A 23,397-nucleotide genomic window follows, 5' to 3' on the forward strand; every position below is an offset into this window, starting at 1 on the left:
TACGCCATTCAGTGTAGGAGATCGAGCGATGCTACCGGTACTGCTGATAACACCGCTCGGCTGCAAGAGCATTAATGTGAGCCAGCGACCTGTTGTCGTGCAAAATGCTTTTGAAACGCTAGCAGTGACCCTAGCGATAAAAGCATGAGCAGTGCTGGTAAGAGCGTTGCGACGAAGAGGATGGTGTCGATGGCGAACGGTGTTTGTTTGGGCGCACCAGATATGAAACCACCGGCTTGCAGGGCCACGCCAACCAAGAAAGGGGCCAGCGCGAGACCAAGTTTCTCTGTTGCAGTCCAAATACCCGTGAAAATGCCTTCTGCGCCAAAACCATGATTCGCACCATGCTGGTGAATGGTATCGGTGAGGAGGGCATAAGGAATCATTTGAATTGCGGCAAAGCCTAAACCGAAGCCAATCCCTAAACCGACAAACAATCCATAGGGGGTTGCTGTACCCTGCCACAGCATCACAACCGCAACGCAGGTGTAGACGGCGGTGCCAAGTGCGAAAGCCATCACGCGTGACGTAGCGGTAGAGATTCGTCGCCACAATGGCATTGCCACGGTGGCTGTGGCAAATGTCGCTGTGAGGAAGCTGCCGGCCGCTGCTCCTGACAGGCCGTTGACGAAAATAGCAAGATAGCTTGCGCACGCTAATAAAATGCCCACCGCGATGATCTGTAACACATGGGTCACCACCAAGTAAGAGAACAGTGGCGTCATGACCTGACGTAATTGTTGCACAAAGCGTAGGCGTTGTTGTTGCACCGGCTCAAGTAACTTCAGCGAGGCGATGGAGCCGATGCTTATGAGCATGAAGACAACACAAATCCCAGCAAGAATCATGGCAGTCTGTTGGTAAGCCGCGACCGTTTCACCAAAATAGCTAATCAGAAATGGGGGGAGCCCTGAGCCAGCAATGATGCCAAGCATGACTCCTGCAGTGCGATAAGACATAATTTTCAGGCGCTCATCGGGATCTCGAGAGAGCTCTGCTGGAATCGTTATGTAGGGTACCGAAAATAACGTATAAGCGGTGGCAGAAAATAAGTAAGCGACGAGCACAAACCAAAATGCGGTGTCTGCGGTGGCGCTCTCGGGCACGCTGAACATCATAATTAAGCCCAGAGGCATCAGCAGGGTACCTGCAAGCATAAAGGGGAGGCGGCGTCCGTATTTTGAATTCGCAGCGTCACTCCAGCGGCCAATCGCAGGGTCGGTGACCATATCCCAGAGTTTCGGAATGAGCAGGGCTAAACCTGCGAGACCAGCTTCGACGCCTTTTAACTGCGTCAAGTAGAACAACAGCAGCACTGTTGGCGTGGTTGAGAACAATCCTGTTCCCACGGCACCAACAGAGAAGCCGATTAAGCGTAAACGCGAAATAGATTGAGTCACGTTAACATCCTCACATGACAAGTTTGGACTGATACAGTTTGGCCGCTTGCTGGGTGAGGGCCTTACGATCAATTTTGCCATTGGGCAATTGCGGGAAGTTCGCGATCAATTCAAACTGCTTGGGCACTTTGTAGTTGGCTAATAGCTGTTTACAGTGGCTTTGTAGGTCGTCTAAGGTACATCCCTCTTTCCCAATCACAAAGGCAAAACCGACTTCGTGATAGAGTGGGTGGGGTACAGCAACCACCACACAGTCGCTGACACGCGCATGGGCACAAATCGTCAGCTCAACTTCCCGTGGGTAGACGTTGTAACCGCCAGACTTAAAGCGCTCCTTGGTGCGCCCTGCAAGCGCAATAGTACCGTCCGCGCGCTGTTGACCAATGTCGCCAGTTTTTAAGAAGCCATCTGAGGTAAAGGTATCAGCAGTGGCTTTTGGATCGCGCCAATAGTGTGAAAAATGGTAGTCACTGTGGATTTGAATCTCACCTTTTTCACCCACCGCAACCTCGTTATTGCACTCATCGGCTAAGCGGAAGCGCACGGTGCTGACGGGTTTACCCACACTGTGGGCGAGCACTTCATTGTCAGCGTCAATGGCCCAAGTAATTGAGCCCACGGTTTCTGACATGCCATAGGCATTCACGACATTGGCACAGAGGTGACGTAGCTGTGTGATCAAATCTTCGGAGGCAGGCGCGCCACTAAAGAGAATGCACTGTAAGCTTGAAAGGTCGGCATTGGCAAAGCTTTCATGGTTTAAGGCAAGTTGAAACATGGTGGGGATTTGTCCCCACAAGGTGATGCGATGCTGTTCGATCAAACGAAATCCTTCGGCTGGATCAAAGGAGCTTTGCATCACAATGCAGCCGCCGTTTGCAATAACGCTAGTGGTGATGTCGCCTACCGCCCCAATATGGTTAATCGGGAGGTTATTAAGCACTTTAGGAGCGGTAAGCGAAAGCAGGTTTGCTTGAATTAAACTAGCTTTGGTTAAGGCAAACTGTGAAATTACTGCGCCCTTAGGTTGTCCCGTTGTTCCTGACGTATAAATGATCAGTGCTGGCGCTTCAGCATCAATGGTCAGCAAACAAGGAAGCTCGATGTCCGCATCGGTCGTTACCGTTGTGTCCGAAAAAGGATGCAGTGTGGTGCTATCGTTCCCTTGCGGTGGACGTATCCGCCAAACATTGGTGTGTTGCTGAAACAACAGCTGTACCTTGGGGTCAGCTTGCGCAAGGCTTGTTGCTTCTAACCAAATACACGAGGGTTGGGCATGATTGAGAATATAGTCCAGCTCTGTGGCGCTGTATTTAGGATTCAAACCAAGCCAAATAGCACCTATTCGGGCGCAAGCAAAAAGTTGTAGGGCAAAGGCGATACCGGGCCGGGCATACAAAGCAACCACGTCGCCGCTTCGCACACCTTGCGCCAACAACAGCTTGGCATGGTGCTCAATTTGCATGCCAAACTGTTGGTAGGACAGCGTTTCACCGTCGGCAATGATCGCTGGCGCGACGGGGGTGGTGTGCTGCCAATAGTTGATCAGTTCACACAACTTGGTATGGCGCCAGACTTCAGGTGATGAAGGGCTCATGTTAGTCCTCTTGCTTGAGTCGACGACCTGCTCCTGGCTCGACAAATAGGCCTTTCCATACTGCGATGAGCGCTGGTTTATCCGAGCCTTCAATTTCGATGGTGCAGTCAAACGTGCGTAACCATTCACCCGGGTGGCGTTCTTCTAAATCGATCAGCTTCATCCGGCCACGGATCTTGGTATTCACCGGTACTGGAGCGAGAAAACGTACTTTATCAAAACCGTAGTTGAGTCCCATGCCTTCGGGCTCAGTGCCCGATAATTGCGGCCAATCGAGGATCTGATGACAAAAGTAAGTCAGCATCGAGAGAGTAAGAAACCCGTAGGCGATGGTGCTCTTAAATGGGCTATGCTCCGCTGCCCATTCCACATTCATATGGTAGGGATCGATATCGCGTGTGATCTTGCCAAAGGTATCAATGTCTTGCTGGGAAAAGCTTACCCAATCGGAGACGCCAAAATCTTTACCTACATCACTAAAATTAATCTTCATGTTTCCCTCATACTGCATTAAAACTGATAGTTTGCTTTCACACCCCAGATACGCGGGGCGCCATAAATTTCAAACGCACCACCGAGATCATCGGCGCGGGCATTGGTGCGATAGCGTTGATCGGTGAGGTTGGTTACGAACGCACTGAATTGCCATGGACTATTGCGGTGCTGCACACGCACCTGAAGGTTTAACAGGCCATAGCTGTCTTCTGAGAAAATGGTTTGCTCTGCTAAGTTACCGAGATAGGTAAAGTTTTGCTTGCTGCGCCAGTCATACCCGAGCTCGACGTGACCGCTGTAGCCGTTTGCAAGTTCATAGTCACGTCGCACACTGACGTTGGCACTGAAATCGGGCTTATAGTTAAGTTCATGACCTTGCAGCGAAAATTCTTCGCCGGTTAAAGGAGATAGCTGGCTTGCGAGAGAGTCAGTGATTTCACCTTCCGCGTGACCGACACTGGCTTGGAGTAGCCAATCGTCGGTGAGCAAATAGGTGAGTTCGGCGTCAAAGCCATAGACTTCAGCGTCACCAATGTTCTGGAAGCGGTCTAAGGTAACCCCGCCGACAGCAGGCACGCGTGCACTACCTTGCAAGTTGCGATAATCGTAGTAAAAAGCGGCTGCGTTGACGCGTAAACGGCGTTCTAATAGGTCTGATTTAAAGCCGACTTCATAGGCGGTAATAGTCTCTGAGTCGTATTCTTCAGCGCCGCTGGAATCTAATACAAGTCCACCGGGGAAGCCTCCCGATTTAAAGCCGCGAGAGAGTGAGGCATAGGTGAGCACATCGCGATTCAACTTATAATTCAAAGTAAGCTTGCCGGAGATATCATCAAAGCGCGCATCAGGTTGCGTTGCGTCAACCAGCAGTACCGGCTCCTCAGCGCCAGTTCCACCCACAGGGTTAACTAAATAGGTTTGTCCTGCGAACGACTTTTCTTCGTTGGTGTAACGTAGCTCGGTAATGAGTTCGAGCTGTTCCGAAAGTGGGTAATTGACCCGTCCGAACACTGCGAATGCTTGTACGTCTTGCGCATAAGCTTGATTAACGCGGTGGTGTCCGAAGCCCATTGGTATGAGGCCAAGGTCACCAAACACTTTGGTGTCTTCATCTAAACTGTCTTTGGCAAAATTCACGCCGCCAAAGAAACGCCAATTTTGCGCGTCGTAAGCGAGGCGAACTTCCTGACTAAAGCTTGAGATGTCAGTGCGATAATAGAAGTCCTGGTAGACGCCGGCGACGGCATCCCAATCGGTCGGGCGAGCATGATCAAACGATTCAATGTGGGTGATCGAGGAGACCGTGGTGTCATGATTGACTTGGTAGTTGACCGTGAGCGTCGCGGCGAGCCATTCGTTGTTGAGTTGGTTAATAGGGGCGCTAGCGGTGTCAAATGGACCGTTCAGGCCAAGCTCGCTGTTCGTTTGCCCGGTAATCGTTGCGCACTGACTATCATCACGTTGGCCTGCGAGGAGTGCGGCACAAACTTGCCCGCTAAGTGCACCATCGGCAAAACCGTCACCATCGGCGTCACCACCTGCCCACAACCCAATCGAGCGGAGCAAGGTAGTTTCCGAGCGATCCGCACCGGTTGATAGTTTCAATGTGAGATCGAGATCGGTGGAAGGTTCCCAGTATAGCTGTGCACGACTTGCCCATTGGTCTTCTGCACCATGGTGCTGAGAGGTATCGCCTTGAACACTGCGCATATAGGTTGCGTCACTGATCACGCGGCGTCCCGAGAGACGCACCGCCATATCGTCGGTGACGAGCATATTTACCGCACCTTCAAGCTCAGTTTTACCGAAGCGGCCAAGGCCAAGGTCGAGATAGCCCTCAGTGCCATAAAGATTGGCTTTTGCGCTAATCACTTGCACTGCACCAGCATTGGCATTACGGCCGTAGAGTCCGCCTTGTGGGCCTTTGAGAACCTCGATACGTTCGAGGTCGAAAAACGCAGATGCCATCATGGCGACTGAGGGTTTGTAAACGTCGTCAACGTAAAAGGCGGCCGCGGGGCTGTTGTTCACGCGAAAATCAGCAAGACCAACACCGCGTACGAACACCACCGGAACCCCACCCCCAGTAGCGTCGAGCAGTTGTACGTTAGGGGTGAGGCCAACAATGCCGCCGATATCATCGACGCCACCGGCGAGCAAATCTTCCGCTGTGTAGCTTGAAATCACCATACCCGTATCTTGTACGCTGCTCGCCACTTTTTCAGCGGTGACTACGATATGTTCGAGCGCACGCGGGGTTGTTGTCTCATCGTCTGCAGAGGTGTCTTGTGCAAAGCCGGTGGAGGCCCATAACGCGCTGCCAATACAGAGGCTTAGCAGAGACCGCTTGGCAAGATAGGCAGGTTGAGAATGACGCTGGTGTGATATGAAACTGCACATAGAAAGACCCTTGTTCGGAATTGTTATTCTTGTAATTTTTTATTCTTAACCGCGCCTTTTGGGGCGTGTTAGGGGTGCTGTTTTGAGTCTATTTAAAGCAAAACTGACGCTGGCGTTAGTTTTATATATGGCGCAAAGAAACACAAGCCAATTTTTGCTCTGAGTGGATTTTGTACAGTTGTTTTTTATTATCTATATGAATTATATGTGTTTTTATTTTTTGAGGGAGAGTTCTGCCTTGGTGGGCAAGGCAGAACAAAAGCGATTTACTTAGCAGCGGTGGCGAGGTAGCTATCGATCACGTCAGTAATCGCGCGATCGGTTGGAATAACCTTGCTAGGGAAGCTTTGTACTTCACTGCCGTCGGCCGCAACGATGTATTTGTGAAAGTTCCATTTTGGCGCTTCGCCGGATGCGGCGGTTACGGCTTGAAACACACTGTTTGCATCACTGCCGGTCACCGGAGTGGTAGCCATCATCGGAAACGTGACACCAAAATTGACAAAGCAGACTGAGGCTGTCTTCTCTTCGTCGGCATGTTCTTGCTTAAAGCTATCGGATGGAAAGCCGAGAATCACGAAATCTTTATCTTTGTAGTCCTGATAAAGCGCTTCAAGATCAGCGAACTGGCCAGTGTAGCCACATTGGCTCGCTGTATTGACGACCATAACAACTTTGCCACGGGTGAGTTCGCACAAGTTATGGCTGTCTTTGGAGTGTAAAGCCCGCATTTCGTGTTGAAATTGAGGCAGGCATGCATCAGTGCTAGAGACAGTAGTCGTTGGCGCTGCTGCACGCACGCCACTGGCCGCTGCGATGCTGGTGACTGCGATAATCGCTAGCGTCAGCAGCATCGCTTTTAGAGCAAAGCCTTGTTCTGTATTCATTGGTATATCCTCAGCATGTTAGGTCATCGTCAAATGAACCTGATGGTTCATTGTTTCATTACGTAACTCTACCGCTATCGGATGTATACCACTATGAATTATTGCTGGACAGCATGATTCCCAGTTGATTTTTGTTGTGGTGAAATCAATAAAGCGATCACCGGCGCAATGATCGGCAAAATTAAGCCGAGTAATAGCCATAAACCGATGTGAAGACCGCGCTTGTAGGCAATGAAAAGGGTTGCGATGAAACTAAGTGCGTAAATAAAAAACATCGTTTGTCCCACAAGTGTCATTGAAATATTCATAAGCTTCCTCGAAGTTGTAAGTGTTCAGGTCTCAAGCGTATGTGTTTTTTTTGTTAAAATCAAATGCGCGACATTCGCGCGCTGCATTCTAGTGTCTATACTTCTGTTAAAGCAGCAACGACAACAGGGAGTTTAAGATGCGTTTGCATGACAAAGTCATTGTTATCACAGGGGCCGCACGTGGCATTGGTGAGGGTATTGCACGGGCCTTTCATGCTGAAGGCGCGGTCGTTGTCGTGACCGATATACTGGCGCAAGAGCTCCAAGAGCTGGCGGATGCGTTGGGCGACAGATGCTGTGCGTATGCGTTAGATGTCAGTGATGAAGCGCAATGGCAGGCGTTTACCCAGTGGCTCGAACAGCGGTTCGGGCGCTTGAATGGCTTGGTCAATAACGCTGGAATTACGGGGTTGGAGGCTGCGACAGGTCCTCAAGACCCAGAACATGTTTCGCTGGCCGACTGGCATCGCGTGCATGCTGTGAATCTAGATGGCACCTTTTTGGGGTGTAAGTACGCGATTCAGTTGATGCGCAAGACGAACAGCGCAGGCAGCATCATCAATATGTCGTCGCGCTCAGGGCTGGTGGGTATTCCTGGCGCTGCTGCTTATGCATCATCGAAAGCTGCGATTCGCAATCACACCAAAAGTGTCGCGCTCTATTGTGCCCAGCAGAACCTCCCAATTCGTTGTAATTCTGTGCATCCTGCGGCCATCATGACGCCGATCTGGGAGCCAATGTTAGGCGAGGGCGCACAACGCCAAGCGTCGATGGATAAAATTATTGCCGATTGTCCCATGCACCGCTTCGGGGATGTGAGCGAAGTTGCTGCAGTATGTGTCTTGTTAGCATCCGATGAGGCGAATTACATGAATGCAGCTGAGCTTACCATTGACGGCGGAGTGCTGGCGGGAAGTTTTCAAGCGACGCCAAAAGATTAAAAGCAGCCCCACCACAAGGTGAGGCTGCAGACTTATTAGTTATCGAAGCGGTCGGCGTTCATGACTTTGGTCCAAGCGCGGACGAAGTCACGGACAAACTTTTCGAGGCTATCGTCTTGCGCGTAGAGCTCAGCGTAAGAGCGCAAAATCGAGTTAGAACCGAACACTAAATCGACCCGTGTCGCAGTGTAGCGCGTCTCGCCCGAACGACGGTCAATGATAGCGTAACTGTTACGACCGGTTGGTTGCCATTGGTAGCGCATATCAGTGAGGGTGACAAAAAAGTCGTTACTCAAGGTGCCGACTCGGTTAGTAAAGACGCCGTGTTTACTATCACCGTAGTTGGTCCCAAGTACACGCATACCACCGACCAGTACCACCATTTCCGGCGCGGTAAGACCCAGTAACTGCGCGCGATCAAGCAGTAGTTCTTCTGCCGTCACATCGTAATGGGTTTTTAACCAATTACGGAAACCGTCGTGCAAGGGCTCTAACGGCGCAAATGAGTCGGCGTCAGTTTGTGCAGCGCTGGCGTCACCGCGGCCAGGGCTAAAAGGCACTTCGACAGTTAACCCAGCGTTTTTAATGGCTTGCTCAATACCGTAGTTGCCGCCAAGCACGATAACATCGGCAAGGCTAGCTTGGTGTTGCATCGCAATAGGTTCTAGTTTCGCCAGCACTCGTTGCAAACGCTCCGGCTCGTTGCCTTCCCAGTCTTTTTGGGGAGCGAGACGAATGCGGGCACCATTGGCACCACCACGTAGGTCTGAGCCACGGAAGGTGCGCGCGCTATCCCATGCGGTGGCCACCAGCTCGGCAATTGTTAGTCCTGAATCGGCAATGGCCGCTTTCACTACCGCAACATTGTAGTCACGGTTGCCAGCTGGAATTGGGTCTTGCCAAATTAATTCTTCATTGGGTACATCAGGTCCGATATAGCGCGCTCGTGGCCCCATGTCGCGATGTGTCAGTTTGAACCATGCGCGTGCGAAAACCTCCGAAAAATAAGCTGGATCTTGATAGAAACGTTCGGCGATTTTGCGGTATTCAGGATCCATTTTCATTGCCATATCGGCATCGGTCATAATTGGATTGTGACGAATGCTAGGATCTTCGACATCGACCGGCTTATCTTCTTCTTTAATATTCACCGGCTCCCACTGCCAGGCTCCGGCTGGACTTTTCTTCAGTTCCCAGTCATAGGTGAACAGCAGATAGAAGTAACCATTGTCCCACTGCGTAGGGTTTGTGGTCCACGCGCCTTCGATACCACTGGTTACGGTGTCACGGCCAATACCGCGGGTCGTGGTGTTGTTCCAACCAAGTCCTTGTTCATGAACGTCTGCGGCTTCCGGATCTGGCCCAAGATTTTCAGCGTTGCCATTGCCATGACATTTGCCAACGGTATGTCCACCGGCGGTTAAGGCCACCGTTTCTTCATCGTTCATCGCCATGCGGGCAAAGGTTTCACGCACATCTTGTGCTGTGCGAAGTGGATCAGGATTACCGTCGACACCTTCTGGGTTGACATAGATCAAACCCATTTGAACTGCCGCAAGTGGGTTCTCTAGGGTTTCACTACGCGCATCGTCGTAACGAGACTTACCTAACCATTCGGTTTCTGAGCCCCAATAGATATCTTTTTCTGGATGCCAAATATCTTCACGACCAAAGGCAAAACCATACGCTTTGAGACCCATCGACTCATAGGCCATGGTACCGGCTAGGACGATAAGGTCAGCCCAGCTGATTTTATTGCCATATTTTTTCTTGATTGGCCAAAGCAAGCGTCGCGCTTTATCGAGGTTCACGTTATCAGGCCAAGAGTTGAGCGGGGCAAAACGTTGGTTGCCGGTTCCTGCACCACCACGGCCATCGGCGATACGGTAGGAGCCTGCTGCATGCCACGCCATACGAATCATCAAACCGCCGTAATGCCCCCAGTCTGCAGGCCACCAGTCTTGGCTGTCGGTCATCAGTGCCTTTAGATCACTTTTCAAAGCTTCGACATCTAGTGACTGCAGTGCTTTAGCATAATCGAAGTCGTCATCAAGTGGATTCGTCTTGCGATCGTGTTGATGCAGAATGTCGAGATTAAGTGCGTTGGGCCACCATGCCATGTTCGAGTTACCGACAGACGTGTGACCACCGTGCATAACGGGACATTTACCTGAATTAGTGTTGCTCATATGAGGCTCCTTGAAGAAGGTTCAGAAAACGGTATGTTGTTACAATAGCGCTTTGATGAGCTTAATAGAAGTGAATAAAAACGACCATCCTAATAGTTTTTTTCGATTTGTGTTGGTGACAATGAAAGTTAACTGGATGTTTAAATGTAGAATTATTATTTTTTATTAGTATTATCAATAGAATATGGAAGGTTAAATTCAGAGGATCAAATGATAAAAACTATGAATAACTATATCGTTATTGGAGCGGTAACAGCGTTGTTAGCTGGTTGTGCTGGTAAGCCTGCAGGCATGGTCGATGAAGCCGAGCTGACTGCTGGCGGGGTTACGGACACTCGACATGAGCCGTTTGACTATTGGAGTGTGGCGAAATTTGTTGCACCTCGGTTCCCAGATGCGGCTGCGCGTGACGGCGTAATCGGTTGTGTGGCGATGGATTTGCGTATTAATACAGAAGGTAAAGTCAGTGGTGTTTACGTAACACGCTCTTACCCTCATGGTGTGTTTGTCGATAGCGCTATTGCTGCGGTGAAGAAGTTTCAGTGGGCTCCTAGTGAAGCGAATCCAGGCCGTGAACCAGGCGTACAATCACTGTCGCTTGACTTTAACATGGTCAGCAGTGCGTCTACCAAGAATGCTGCTGAGTATCAACGTGAATGCGCTGAACGTTAAGTTCTGAACAGGTCTTTGAGAGCGTACAAAGTGCTACCTTAGGTAGCACTTTTTGTTTGAACAATTTTTTTTAACTTAGGAGAAACTACAGAAAGAGTGATGTATTAACCAGTGAAAGATTAGTCAGTTATAACTGTAATGAATCGCAAGTTAGATCGACTAGTACTTCAACTTTTTATGTTGGAGTTTTGCTATGTTTCGGATTTTATTTTGTGGCTTATATCTACTTTCCTGTGCTTGTGTCGCCCAACAAGCAACCCTCTATAAGCACGCTACCTTGCTTGTACCCGAGCAGAATAAGCGCTTAGAAGATGCCTTTTTTGTGGTTGAAAACGGACGTTTTACTGCCGTAGGTCAAGGTGAGATTCCAGCGCATTTCGCTGCCTTGGCAACGGTGGTGGATTTAAAACAGCACTATGTGACTGCCGGTATGATTGATACCCATGCGCATATGACCCTCGGTGCGGTGACATTTGAAGTTATTGACGAGAGCGTCAGTTTACGGGCAAATCAGTCGCTCGCTATTGGGCGCTGGAATGGACAACGTTTGCTTGCTCACGGTGTCACGGCGGTACGGGAGCCAGGCGGTGATACAACGACTACGCTTGCTTATCGCGACGCCCAACAGAGCGGAGGTCTTGTCGGACCGCGAGCGCGGGTGGCAGGTAGTATTCTTAATACCGATGCCTTTACCGGTTTGGTTGAGGCCGTTGATGATGCTCAGGCGTTACGAGCGGCAATCGACGCGCAAGCAACGCAGGGGGTTGATTTTATAAAGCTTTATACTGGCCTTAGTGAGACCCAGTTAGCGGCTGGCGTGGCACAAGCAAAGTTGCATAACTTGCCAGTGATCGCGCATTTGGAAGACCTGAGTTGGCAACGTGGCGCTGAGTTAGGCGTTGAGCATCTGGTGCATGCTATGCCAGTTTCGCCCGCACTCCTGCCTGAATTGCAGCGCAAAGAGTATCTTGAGCAGCGTAAGCCGACGACGATTCACTGGGCACAGTGGTACGCAGCAGTGGACTTTGACGCCGCTGAAATGACTAAGCTCTATGCCACCCTTGCCAAGCAGAACGTTGCAGTGGACCCTACTTTGATCGTTTTTTACAACACTTTCTTCGGCAACAGCGCCGCGGTGACAGAACATGCGGCGCTCGACTTAGCTCATCCGGAGGTTCTGGAGAATTGGCGTAGCTTTTATCATTTTACTATCGGCTGGGAGAAGGAGGATTTTGCATTAGCCGCGACGACCTGGCCAAAGGTACTCGAATTGGTGAAACGTTTGCATACCGAAGGAGTGCGCTTGAGCGTAGGCACGGATTTAGGTAATCCATGGGTGATCCCCGGTGAGAGTTATCACCAAGAGTTGCAACTGTTGGTCGCGGCGGGATTGACCCCCATGGAGGTATTGCAGCTCGCTACCGTAAATGGGGCCGCGGTGCTGGGGCTGAGTGACCAGCTGGGTCGGATTGCGACGGGCTATCAAGCTGATTTTGTGGTGTATCAGCAAGATCCTAGCGTGGCGATCGAAAACAGCAGAACCATTACCGCAGTGTATCAAGACGGTGCTCAGGTGCGACGACCTGAGTTAACCGTGGATACGCAGTAAAATACCTAGCTTACCGAGTTGCTTCGCCTCCTGCTGCAGATCGTTGCGGAGCATCGCGTTGTCATTTCCCTCGGGCGTCAAGGTCAGCAGTAAGGTGTCTTGGCGCACTTGGATTTTCTTCAGTAACAATGACGGTTGCCGATCGGTATTGAACAGCACTGCTAAGCGTAACAATGCGATCAAACGCCACAGGTCGCGTTGTTCGAAAAGATAAAGCTCTGGCATTGTTTCGAGTCGAATCTTTTTACGGAAATGACGCACCAAAGCAGCTAGAAAAGCTTGTTCTTCTTTACTAAAACCCGGCATGTCGGCATGCGCCAGAATATAGCCTGAGTGATTCTGAATACTACTGGAGTTAATCTGCAGTCCAACTTCGTGCAAGCGTGCTGCCCACTGCAACCGCGCGAGCCACATCGGCTCGGTTAGTGACCAAGGTTGCCGTACCTGTTCAAACAGGTAGGCTGCGGTTTCGGCAACACGCTGCGCTTGGGATTGATCGACTTGGTAGCGACTGGCAAGACCATCAATGGTACGTTGTCTTACATCGCGGTGGCGGATCACCCGTTCAGCAAGTTCGTAGAGCACGCCATCGCGTAACGCGGCATCGTGGTAGGCAATACGCTCAAGTTCGAGTTCGTCCATCACTGCTACTAAAATGGCAAGGCCTGCCGCAATGACTGGTGTGCGATCGGCATCCACACCAGGCACATTAAAATCAGCCAAATTCTTCAGGTTGAGGAGTTGTTCAACGCAGGTTTGCAGTGCCGCACGGGTTATTTGATCTGGGGCACTTTGATCGCGTAATTGCACCCACTGAGCAATGGCTTTCACCGTGCCTGAAGTGCCAAGGATTTGGCACGCATTGAATTTTCGAAGGCTTGCGGCGACCGACTCCAACTCGCTACGGGCAGCGACCAGCGCTCGTTTAAAGCGGTTGTCACTGAGCTTACCTTGGCGAAAAAAGCGCTCGGTGAAGCTGACACAGCCCATTGCATGCGAGGCTAAAATTTTGGGCTCAAATTCGTCACCGGTGATCACTTCCGTACTACCACCACCAATATCAATCACTAAGCGGCGCCCCTGATTTGAACTGGTTTGCGCGACGCCGCGATAAATCAAGCGCGCTTCTTCGTGACCGGAAATGATATGAATAGGATAGGGCAAAAACTCCGCCGCGCGGGCAAGAAAAACATCGGCATTTTTGGCTTCACGTAGGGTGTGGGTCGCAACGACTGAAACTTGCTCTGGACGAAACCCCTCCAGCCGCTGGGCGCATAAACGCAACGCTTCCAAGCCTCGCTCCATGGCCTCTTCGGACAGTTTGTGTTGTTTCGTTAGACCACTTGCAAGACGTACTTTCTGTTTAAATTTGAGCAAAGGTTGGAGTTGTTCGTCGAGGACGCGGGTGGTCACTAAATGGAAGCTATTTGAACCCAAATCCAGTGCTGCAAAGTAGTCCGGAGTTACTGACTCAGTCATGGCCATCCCCCTGTAAGCGCTTGGTGTCCGCCTTGAGGTAATCATAAATCGCTATCTGAGAGCGGATTTTTCGGCGATTCCCGCGTTTCCGATAGTCATTCTTTTGTTCTGCGTCAATCACGCGTGCTTTGGTGTTGTCCTGCCATTGCAATTCAAGAATGTCTTTGATCTGTTGTTGGAGTTGGGAATTATAGATCGGACTGGCGACCTCAACCCGGCCATCGAGATTCCGCGTCATCAAATCAGCTGAAGCGATATAAAGTTGCTCTTTGCCGCCTTGATAAAACCAATACACCCGCGGGTGCTCTAAAAACCGGTCGACAATGCTGATAATTTCAATACTACCGCGTACGTCGGTTGGAATGCGCAACGCACACATGCCGCGAACGATTGCGCGGACGCGCACGCCACTGCGCGCCGCTCGGATCAAACGTTCGATAATACGAGGGTCGACCAAGTTGTTTACTTTGAGAAAGATTTCCGCGCGCTGTCCTTGCTGTGCGTGCGCGATTTCCCGGTCAATAAAACGTTCAAGGGTATCGCGAAGATTCACCGGCGAGACGAGAATATGGTCAAAGTTAAAACGTTTGTACGGCGCTTCTAAATATTGGAAAACCTGCTCGACGTCTCGACAAATGCCTTCATCTGCCGTGAACAAGCTGAAGTCGGTATAGATTTGTGCGGTTTTTTCGTTAAAGTTGCCGGTACCAATGTGTGCAAATAATTGCGATTGCTCGGCTTCGGTTGGATGACGGCGCCGAATCAACAGCAGCTTGGAATGGACTTTTAGCCCTTGGATCCCGAATATGACGCGAATGCCTTCTTGCGTCATATGTTTTGCCCACTCAATGTTGGCCTCTTCATCGAAGCGTGCTTTGAGTTCAACCATCACCGTTACTTTCTTGCCGTTGTTCACCGCCTCCACCAACGAGTGGACGATACGCGAGAGCTTGGCAACGCGATAAATACAAATTTGAATGCTTTGGACTAAGGGATCGTAGGCTGCTTGCCGCACCACTTCGGTTAAGTGAGCGAACTTGTGGTAGGGGTAATAAAGCAAAATATCTTGTGCGGCAATCGCCTCAAACACACTTCGATGCTTGGTGAAATGCGGATGTTCCAAAGGTTGCATCGGTGGATTCACCAAGGATTTGTGCCCAACGTTGGGAAAACTAACAAAATCTCGAGTATTGCGATAACGTCCACCAGGAACCAAGGAGTCATGGCTGGTTAAACCAAGTTTATCGTGTAAGAAAAACAACATATTCCGCGGCATTTCGGCATCGTAAACAAGGCGTACTGGCTCGGCTTCAAAACGCTGTCGAATGCCTTCCTCCATCTGTTCGAGGACACTTTGCTCGATATCGTAGGGCAGCCGATATTCGGCGTCGCGGGTGAGCTTGAACGAGAAGGCGCGGAGGCTATCGAAGGGCACGATGCCTTGAAACAGGTCTTCCATGCGCAAACAGATCACGTTATCGAGCAAAATTACGCGCTTTTGGCGTTTGGCATGCTTGAAAGGCAATTTGATAAAGCGTGGAAACTCATCCGTGGGTACTTCTAACGCTGCATAGCGAATGCTGTCGCCATGACATACCTCGATGCAAAGGTAGGTGGCTTCTTCATTGATGGCTTTGATCAGGTCGGTGTTAGGACCTAGCAACAGTGGCACCATGTAACGTTTTATTTTTTCACGGAAAAAAGTGCTAAGCCATTCGCGCTCTTGTTCAGTGGTATGTTGCTCGTCAATGACGCGAATATTTTTGCGTAATAAGGCTTTCAAGACGTCTTTGTAGATAACTTCGAACTTGTCTTGTAGTGCCAGTACACGCTGTTGAATTTCGGCCATGAGGGGTTCAGAGGCAGCATGCTCCTCCGTGCTTTGAGCAAGAAAAATGCGGCGCCGTACATCGGCCACGCGCACGCGGAAAAACTCATCCATATTGTTGGAAAAGATCCCCAAAAAGCGCATGCGTTCAACTACCGGAACACTATTGTCGGCCGCTTCTTGTAGCACACGTTCATTAAAGGCTAACCAACTTAACTCTTGCGGAAATAGCTTCATAATTCCCCCCTCGAAGCAGCAGATCAGTACTTTACTGCATCAAATGAGTACTTTAATGACGGTTTTATGACAGTGTAGACCTAGAAAACCGACGATTCCTAAACTTCCTTTGATATTTGGCGCTAAAAGACGTAGATTACGCGCCTATTTTTTGGTCGGGATGTGATTGTGATTTCTGCTGCAAATATCACCATGCAATTTGGTGCGAAACCTCTTTTTGAGAACATTTCTGTGAAATTTGGCGAAGGTAATCGCTATGGTTTGATCGGTGCCAACGGCTGCGGCAAGTCTACTTTTATGCGTATTTTAGGTGGCGAGCAAGAGCCTTCGGCGGGTAATGTCTCGGTGGAGCCGAACATGCGCGTGGGCAAGCTCCGTCAGGACCAGTTTGCCTATGAACAATACAGCGTGATTGATACGGTGGTGATGGGCCATGAAGAATTGTGGCAGGTCAAAGCCGAGCGCGACCGTATCTACAGCTTGCCGGAAATGAGTGAAGAAGAGGGCATGCGGGTTGCTGACCTTGAAGTGGAATTTGCTGAGATGGATGGTTACTCGGCGGAATCGCGCGCCGGTGAATTACTGTTAGGTGTAGGTATTCCGCTGGAAGCACACTATGGCTTGATGAGCGAGTTGGCGCCGGGCTTGAAACTGCGGGTGTTATTGGCGCAGGTATTGTTCGCCGAACCTGACATTATGTTACTCGATGAGCCGACCAACAACTTGGATATCAACACCATCCGTTGGCTGGAGACTACCTTGAACGAGCGGCAGGCGACGATGATCATCATCTCGCACGACCGTCACTTCTTGAACAGTGTCTGTACCCACATGGCTGACATTGATTATGGTGAATTGCGTGTTTATCCGGGCAACTACGATCAATACATGTTTGCCGCCACGCAAGCGCGTGAACAGCTGTTGCACGAAAATGCTAAAAAGAAAGAGAAAATCGCCGAACTACAGCAGTTCGTGAGTCGATTCTCGGCGAACGCGTCGAAAGCAAAGCAAGCGACATCGCGCGCCAAACAGATCGAGAAAATTCAACTGGCGGAAGTGAAAGCTTCAAGTCGTGTCAGTCCGTTCATCCGCTTTGAACAAGAGAAAAAGCTTTATCGCTTGGCCCTTGAGATGGAAGGCGTAAATAAGTCCTTTGACGACTTACATGTCCTGAAAAACCTAAGCGCCATGATCGAAGTCGGTGAAAAGGTCGCGATTCTAGGTGCCAACGGTATCGGTAAAACCACCTTACTGAAGTGTTTGGTGGGCGATCTTACCCCTGAAAGTGGGATCATCAAGTGGTCTGAAAACGTCAATATTGGCTACTATGCGCAAGACCATGCAGACCTGTTTAAAGACAAAATCACCGTGTTTGAGTGGATGAGCCAGTGGATGCAGCCGCATCATGATGAGCAAGCGGTACGCGGTGTACTAGGACGGATGTTGTTCTCCCAAGATGACATCAAAAAGCCGGTTACTATCTTGTCTGGTGGTGAGAAAGGGCGGATGATTTTTGGTAAGTTGATCATGCAACGGCCGAACATTTTGATTATGGATGAACCGACCAACCACTTGGATATGGAATCCATTGAAGCCTTAAACTTAGCGCTTGAACACTACGATGGTACTTTGTTGTTTGTTAGTCATGACCGAGAGTTCGTTTCGTCGTTAGCGACGCGGATCATCGAATTAACCGACGCTGGTATGCGTGATTTCGCCGGTACCTACGATGACTATTTACAACAACAGTTGCAAGCCGCTAATTAGTCAACTGCCAGAATGCGGCGAGTACAGGATCTTGTAAGCGCCGCTGCAAACAACACATACTCACGCGATACGGCGGGATATCCGCCGGTGTCGCGAATACCTCAATTTGCTCACGTAACGAGCTTTGCTCCAGTACCACCTGCGGAATTAACCCTACCCCTAAGCCTAAACCCACCATGGCCACAATAGCTTCATGGCCTGCCACTTGAGCATAAACATTGGGCTGTTCGTGGTGCTGCGCAAACCAATCGAACAAGCGCTCACGCGAGAGTCCCATTTGCGCCACAATGATGGGCAGTGTCGACCAATCGACGTGGGTGGCCATGCTTTGCTCACGTACGTCGCAGTCAAAACTAGGGCGGATAAACAACAAGGGCGAGGTCATCAACTCGGTAAAACTGACCCCGTCAGGCAGCCTATCGGGGAGCGCGGCGATGGCAATATCAGTCTGTTGCGTCACCACACGCTCAATGGCAAGTGCGGCATCACCGGTTTCGACGGTGAGTGCCACCTTAGGGTAGTTCGGGCGAAAACGTTCGATAAATTGGCGCATCAAGGTATGTGCCGCGGTAACCGAGCAATACAAGCGGAGTTGACCGGTGAGCGCTTGCTCGGCAGCGAATTGTTGCTGCAACTGTTGCCACTGCGCAAGAATAGCTTGGCAGCGTTGGTAGGCTTGTAAGCCTTGTTGAGTGAGTTGCACAGAGCGGTTGTCCCGCGCAAATAAACGCGTACCCAAGCTGCTTTCGAGACGTTGAATATGGCGTGAAAGGGCTGATGGACTCACATGCATGGCTTCGCTGGTACGCGAAAAATGCAAGGTTTCGGCGAGTGAAACAAAGAGTTCTAAGGTGCGAATGTCCATCGTCAGTGTGCTCATTTTAATGTTGCGTTACATGCAACACTATATTGCAATTAATTCACTATACGCAACACGTTTGCTGTCGTACGGTTAATCCACTTCGTTGGAGATAAATTGTATGGCACAGAATTATTTTAACCAGTTACCGTTTCGCGAACAGCTGAAACAACTTCACCATTGTCGTTTTATGCAGGCTGATGAGTTTGCTGACGGATGTCAGGCGCTCGTCGGTAAAAAGATTGTCATCGTCGGTTGCGGCGCGCAAGGCTATAACCAAGGCCTTAATATGCGTGATTCTGGTTTGGATGTCAGCTATGCACTACGTCCTGAGGCGATCCAAGAACAACGCGCATCATGGCGTCAGGCAACGGCGGCAGGCTTTAACGTGGGCACTTACGAAGCGTTGATTCCAAGTGCAGACTTGGTGATCAACCTGACGCCTGATAAACAGCATACGCCGGTTGTTGAAGCGGTAATGCCGTTAATGAAGCAAGGCGCGACGCTTGGTTATTCGCATGGTTTTAATATTGTCGAAACCGGTCAGCAGATCCGTAGTGATATTACTGTGATCATGGTTGCACCGAAGTGCCCAGGCACTGAAGTGCGTGAGGAATACCTGCGTGGCTTTGGCGTACCAACCTTGTTGGCTGTGCACCCTGAGAATGATCCACAAGGTCAAGGCCTGGCGTGGGCGAAAGCCTGGACTGTGGCAACGGGTGGTCACCGTGCTGGCGTCCTTGAAAGCTCGTTTGTCGCTGAGGTGAAGTCTGACCTTATGGGTGAGCAAACCATTCTGTGTGGCATGCTGCAAGTGGGTTCCTTGTTGAGTTTTGACCATATGGTTGCCAACGGTATGGACGCAGCGGAAGCGGCGCATCTGGTGCAGTATGGTTGGGAAGAAATTACTGAGGCACTGAAATTCGGTGGCATTACGCTGATGATGGGATGCCTTGATAACACCGCGCGTGTGCAGGCCAATGCTTTAGCTGAGCAGACCAAAACCTTGTTAAAGCCACTGTTCGAGAAGCACCAAGATGACATCCTAAGTGGTGCATTTTCGGCGAAAATGATGAGTGATTGGCACAATAATGACCAAGATCTCTTAAGTTGGCGTGAAGCAACGCGACAAACTGCGTTCGAACAAGCACCAACGCTTGACAGCAAGTGGACATCTACGGCGTATTTTGAGCGCGGCATCTTGATGGTGGCCTTGGTGAAAGCTGGGGTAGAGCTTGCTTTTGAGACCATGGTGAGCGCGGGCATTCGCGCAGAATCTGCCTACTATGAATCGCTGCATGAATTGCCATTGATTGCGAATACCATCGCGCGCAAACGCTTGTATGAAATGAATGTGGTGATTTCTGACACGGCGGAATATGGTAACTATTTGTTCGCTAACGCGGCCCACCAAATTTTAGCCGATGGCATCTTTGCAGGTGCAGATCTGCAAGTGATTGGAAAAGGTTTGGCGGCGAACACAGCTAGCGCAGATTATCAAACCATCACCCAAGTGAATGCGGCGATTGAAGCGCATCCAGTAGAGGTGATTGGCCGTGAATTACGTGCCTACATGAAAGAAATGAAGCCAATTGGAAAAAAAGATTGACATCAGCTTTCACTTTGATAGAACTAAAAAGCGTTACAACTAAATTTTTGCACATTGAGACCCAATTTCATGCGTTTAACTGCTATTGCTAACATTCTCGTCATTCTCGTCGTGGTGATTATTAATCATCGCGCGGGTTGGTATTGGAAAAAATAAAGCAAGCAGCATAAAGGCAACATCCAAAACCCCCGCTCCGAAAGAGCGGGGGTTTTTTCGTTTAAGGCCCTGTAAAAAAGGAACAGGAAAATGATTGGAGCGGAGTTAATCACCGACTTTTTAGAGAAACAAGGCGTACAGCACGTGTTCGGTTATCCGGGCGGTGCGATTATGCCGATTTACGATGCGCTGTATCAATCGTCGGTCCAACATTTTCTCTGCCGCCATGAGCAGGGTGCCGCCTTTGCTGCCATCGGCTATGCCCGCGCGAGTGGGAAAACCGGGGTATGTATGGCCACCTCAGGCCCAGGAGCGACCAATTTGTTGACCGCATTGGCCGATGCCAAATTGGACTCCGTACCGGTGGTTGCGATCACCGGACAAGTTGATCAAGCGGCGATGGGCACCGATGCCTTTCAGGAAATTGATGTACTGGGGTTGAGTGTGCCAGTGACCAAACACAGTATTTTGGTCGCGCATATCGATGAACTTGCTGGCGCCCTTGAAGAAGCGTTTAGTATCGCCGCAGAAGGGCGACCGGGCCCGGTCTTGGTTGATATCCCTAAAAACATTCAGTTAGGTCCGTGCGACCCCGAACTGGCCCAGCGTAGGCCTCAGCGCCGCTGGGCGGCTCAAGAGCAGACTTATGACAATGCCGCTGCTATTGCTGAAGCTCGTGAGTTGTTAGCCAGCGCGGAACGACCTGTCGCCTACATTGGTGGTGGCGTGGTGATGGGTGATGCGGTGGCTGAATTACGTGCGTTCTTGAATGTTACTCAACTGCCCTCGGTTTCGACGTTGAAAGCTTTAGGTAGTGTTGCCCGTGACTATCCGCATGACTTAGGTATGTTAGGCATGCACGGACGTCAGTGCGCCAACCTTGCAGTGCAGCAATGTGATGTGCTGGTGAATATCGGCGCGCGTTTTGATGACCGCGTGACTGGGAAATTGGCGGAGTTTGCGCCATCTGCAAAAGTGATTCATATCGACATTGACGCGGCGGAACTGAATAAACGCCGCGAAGCGGTTTGCGCCATCCATGGCAATGTGCGTGAGGTGTTACCGGCATTGGCCACAACCACACAATGCGACACGTGGCGTCAGCGTTGCCAAGCCATGAATGCTGCGTATCCATGGAATTATCAAGCCCCCGGAAAAGGGATCTATACCCCTAAATTATTACGTGACTTGAGTGCGCGTATGCAGGACAACGCTATCGTTTGTCCTGATGTCGGGCAACACCAAATGTGGGTTGCGCAGCACATGTGCTTTAGCCAGCCAACCAACCATTTAAGTAGCGGTGGCTTGGGCACCATGGGCTTTAGTTTACCTGCAGCTGTTGGGGCGCAAATTGCGCGTCCGCATGACCCTGTTTTTGCCATTTGTGGCGACGGTTCTTTCATGATGAACGTGCAAGAGTTGGGGACAGTGAAGCGTTTCCAACTGCCGCTGAAAATCATCATTATCGATAATCAGCGCTTGGGCATGGTACGGCAGTGGCAAGAGTTGTTTTTCAAAGGCAACTACAGCGAGACCGATCTGAGTGATAACCCCGACTTTTCTGCCTTAGCGGGCGCTTTTGATATTCCTGCCTGCTATATCGAACACCCCGATGAGATACCTGCGGCGATGGATCGCCTGTTTAGTGAAACTGGCCCATTTTTGCTGCATGTGCGGATCGATGCAGCAGAAAACGTTTGGCCATTGGTGCCGCCAGGCGCTGCAAACCATACCATGTTGACGGAGAAAAACTAATGCACCACACGCTAGCCCTTGTTGTTGATCATCACCCCATTGCTGTTGAGCGCGTGTTGCAAGTTGCGCGTTACCGTGGTTTTAACGTGGTAGGTCTGCGTCTGACCCAAGATGATGCCACCCAGCAATGTTTGTTACTCGAAGTGAGTAGCGAGCGCAACATCGAGTTGTTGGTCAAACAACTCGCGAAAATCTTCCATGTGTTGGAGTTAAACCTTATGCCGCTCGAGCACGCCACATCTTCTGTTGTACAACTTAGGGAATCTTTATGAAATCAGTTGCTGAAACGATTTGGCACAATGGCGCGTTAATGCCATGGCAGGCCGCGCAAACCCACGTGATGAGCCATGCGGTGCATTATGGCACCTCGGTATTTGAAGGCATTCGTGTGTACGACACGCCAAACGGCTCAATGGGGTTTCGGTTAAAAGAACACATTGAGCGTCTTTTTGCCTCAAGCAAAATTTATCGCTTTGAACATGACTTTAGCGCAGCACAGTTGATTCAAGGCTGTAGCGATGTGGTACGCGCCAACGGCTTAACGAGTGCATATTTACGCCCAGTCGTATTTATCGGCGAAGTTGGCCTTGGCATTCATCCACCCGCAGATACCCGTTGTGAAGTTTCGATTGCCGCGTTTGAATGGGGTGCCTACTTAGGTGAAGACAGTCTGGCCCAAGGCGTTGATGTTTGCGTGAGCTCGTGGAATCGACTTGCTGCGAACACCATGCCTACGGGCGCGAAAGCTGGAGGTAACTATCTGTCATCGTTACTGATCACCAGCGAAGCACGGCGCAATGGCTTTCATGAAGGCATCGCTTTGGATACCAATGGTTTCATCTCTGAAGGGGCTGGCGCCAACCTCTTTGTGGTACGCGGTCAAACCCTGTATACGCCGCCACTCACGTCAAGCATTTTGCCGGGGATCACACGTGACACCGTGATCAAGCTTGCTCAAGCGCAAGGGTTCACGGTGCGCGAAGAAAACCTTGCCCGTGAAGCTTTGTATCTGGCTGATGAAGTCTTTATGACCGGTACCGCCGCGGAAATTGTGCCAGTACGTAGTGTTGATCGTTTGCCGGTGGGAGCAGGGCAGCGCGGACCTATTACGGCAGCGCTGCAACAAGCATTCTTTGGACTTTTTGACGGCTCAACGGCAGACACCTTCGGTTGGTTAGAGCCTCTTTCTCAGTAACTTATTGGTATTTA

The 23,397-nt window shown here is 50.4% G+C and carries 18 protein-coding genes; 8 read left to right on the forward strand and 10 right to left on the reverse strand.

Features of this window, described 5'->3' with window-relative positions; all coding sequences use genetic code 11:
- Positions 1-71: 71 nt before the first annotated feature.
- The 6 genes from G535_RS0106000 to G535_RS0106025 form a co-directional block, all read right to left on the reverse strand.
- Entirely contained in the window at positions 72-1,400 is a 1,329-nt protein-coding gene (locus G535_RS0106000) for an MFS transporter (RefSeq protein WP_026861231.1), read from the reverse strand.
- A gap of 10 nt (positions 1,401-1,410) precedes the next feature.
- Complete coding sequence (locus tag G535_RS0106005; RefSeq protein ID WP_026861232.1) at positions 1,411-2,997, reverse strand: class I adenylate-forming enzyme family protein; 1,587 nt, start codon at positions 2,995-2,997, stop codon at positions 1,411-1,413.
- A 1-nt stretch (position 2,998) separates the two neighbouring features.
- Entirely contained in the window at positions 2,999-3,490 is a 492-nt protein-coding gene (locus G535_RS0106010) for a MaoC family dehydratase (RefSeq protein WP_084616871.1), read from the reverse strand.
- A gap of 17 nt (positions 3,491-3,507) precedes the next feature.
- The gene (locus G535_RS0106015; RefSeq protein WP_026861234.1) at positions 3,508-5,892 is read right to left on the reverse strand and encodes a TonB-dependent receptor; all 2,385 of its coding nucleotides are present in this window, start codon (positions 5,890-5,892) and stop codon (positions 3,508-3,510) included.
- Positions 5,893-6,158: 266 nt separating this feature from the next.
- A complete protein-coding gene (locus G535_RS0106020) occupies positions 6,159-6,779 on the reverse strand; it encodes a glutathione peroxidase (RefSeq protein ID WP_198678972.1) in 621 nt (206 codons plus the stop codon).
- Positions 6,780-6,877: 98 nt separating this feature from the next.
- Positions 6,878-7,087 carry a hypothetical protein gene (locus tag G535_RS0106025; RefSeq protein WP_026861236.1) on the reverse strand — a complete coding sequence of 70 codons (210 nt, stop codon included), beginning with the start codon at positions 7,085-7,087 and terminating at the stop codon, positions 6,878-6,880.
- A gap of 137 nt (positions 7,088-7,224) precedes the next feature.
- On the opposite strand from G535_RS0106025, the gene G535_RS0106030 reads away from it, so the two are divergent.
- Entirely contained in the window at positions 7,225-8,028 is an 804-nt protein-coding gene (locus G535_RS0106030; protein ID WP_026861237.1) for an SDR family oxidoreductase, read from the forward strand.
- A gap of 35 nt (positions 8,029-8,063) precedes the next feature.
- Here the strand turns inward: G535_RS0106030 and katG are convergent, their stop codons facing one another.
- Positions 8,064-10,217, reverse strand: a complete 2,154-nt coding sequence (gene katG / locus G535_RS0106035) for a catalase/peroxidase HPI (protein WP_026861238.1) — start codon at positions 10,215-10,217, stop codon at positions 8,064-8,066.
- A 222-nt stretch (positions 10,218-10,439) separates the two neighbouring features.
- Between katG and G535_RS13075 the strand changes: the two genes are divergently transcribed.
- Positions 10,440-10,889: a TonB family protein gene (locus tag G535_RS13075; protein ID WP_051206994.1), complete on the forward strand. Its 450-nt coding sequence runs from the start codon at positions 10,440-10,442 to the stop codon at positions 10,887-10,889.
- 193 nt (positions 10,890-11,082) lie between these two features.
- Positions 11,083-12,498: an amidohydrolase family protein gene (locus G535_RS0106045; protein ID WP_026861239.1), complete on the forward strand. Its 1,416-nt coding sequence runs from the start codon at positions 11,083-11,085 to the stop codon at positions 12,496-12,498.
- Here G535_RS0106045 and ppx read toward each other — a convergent pair.
- Together ppx and ppk1 are read right to left on the reverse strand one after the other, a co-directional pair.
- Complete coding sequence (ppx, locus tag G535_RS0106050; RefSeq protein WP_026861240.1) at positions 12,478-13,977, reverse strand: exopolyphosphatase; 1,500 nt, start codon at positions 13,975-13,977, stop codon at positions 12,478-12,480. The two genes, G535_RS0106045 and ppx, sit on opposite strands and share 21 nt — an antisense overlap.
- Entirely contained in the window at positions 13,970-16,042 is a 2,073-nt protein-coding gene (gene ppk1, locus G535_RS0106055; protein ID WP_026861241.1) for a polyphosphate kinase 1, read from the reverse strand. The genes ppx and ppk1 overlap by 8 nt, the downstream gene beginning before the upstream one ends.
- Positions 16,043-16,210: 168 nt before the next feature.
- On the opposite strand from ppk1, the gene G535_RS0106060 reads away from it, so the two are divergent.
- Positions 16,211-17,809: an ABC-F family ATPase gene (locus G535_RS0106060; protein WP_026861242.1), complete on the forward strand. Its 1,599-nt coding sequence runs from the start codon at positions 16,211-16,213 to the stop codon at positions 17,807-17,809.
- Here the strand turns inward: G535_RS0106060 and ilvY are convergent.
- Positions 17,802-18,689: an HTH-type transcriptional activator IlvY gene (gene ilvY, locus G535_RS0106065; protein ID WP_084616809.1), complete on the reverse strand. Its 888-nt coding sequence runs from the start codon at positions 18,687-18,689 to the stop codon at positions 17,802-17,804. The two genes, G535_RS0106060 and ilvY, sit on opposite strands and share 8 nt — an antisense overlap.
- 100 nt (positions 18,690-18,789) lie before the next feature.
- Here ilvY and ilvC point away from each other — a divergent pair, with 100 nt between their 5' ends.
- From ilvC to G535_RS0106085, 4 genes are all read left to right on the forward strand, one after another.
- Positions 18,790-20,277, forward strand: a complete 1,488-nt coding sequence (gene ilvC, locus G535_RS0106070) for a ketol-acid reductoisomerase (RefSeq protein WP_034727807.1) — start codon at positions 18,790-18,792, stop codon at positions 20,275-20,277.
- Positions 20,278-20,523: 246 nt separating this feature from the next.
- On the forward strand, positions 20,524-22,188 hold the full coding sequence (gene ilvG / locus G535_RS0106075; RefSeq protein ID WP_026861245.1) for an acetolactate synthase 2 catalytic subunit: 1,665 nt from the start codon (positions 20,524-20,526) through the stop codon (positions 22,186-22,188).
- Positions 22,188-22,460 carry an acetolactate synthase 2 small subunit gene (gene ilvM / locus G535_RS0106080; RefSeq protein ID WP_026861246.1) on the forward strand — a complete coding sequence of 91 codons (273 nt, stop codon included), beginning with the start codon at positions 22,188-22,190 and terminating at the stop codon, positions 22,458-22,460. The genes ilvG and ilvM overlap by 1 nt, the downstream gene beginning before the upstream one ends.
- Positions 22,457-23,383 (forward strand): branched-chain amino acid transaminase, encoded by a 927-nt coding sequence (locus G535_RS0106085; RefSeq protein ID WP_026861247.1) that lies wholly within the window; start codon positions 22,457-22,459, stop codon positions 23,381-23,383. Before ilvM ends, G535_RS0106085 begins: the two co-directional genes overlap by 4 nt.
- The last annotated feature ends 14 nt before the right edge of the window (positions 23,384-23,397 follow it).

The sequence above is a fragment of the Pseudidiomarina sediminum DSM 21906 genome (genome assembly GCF_000423165.1).
Classification (GTDB): domain Bacteria; phylum Pseudomonadota; class Gammaproteobacteria; order Enterobacterales; family Alteromonadaceae; genus Pseudidiomarina; species Pseudidiomarina sediminum.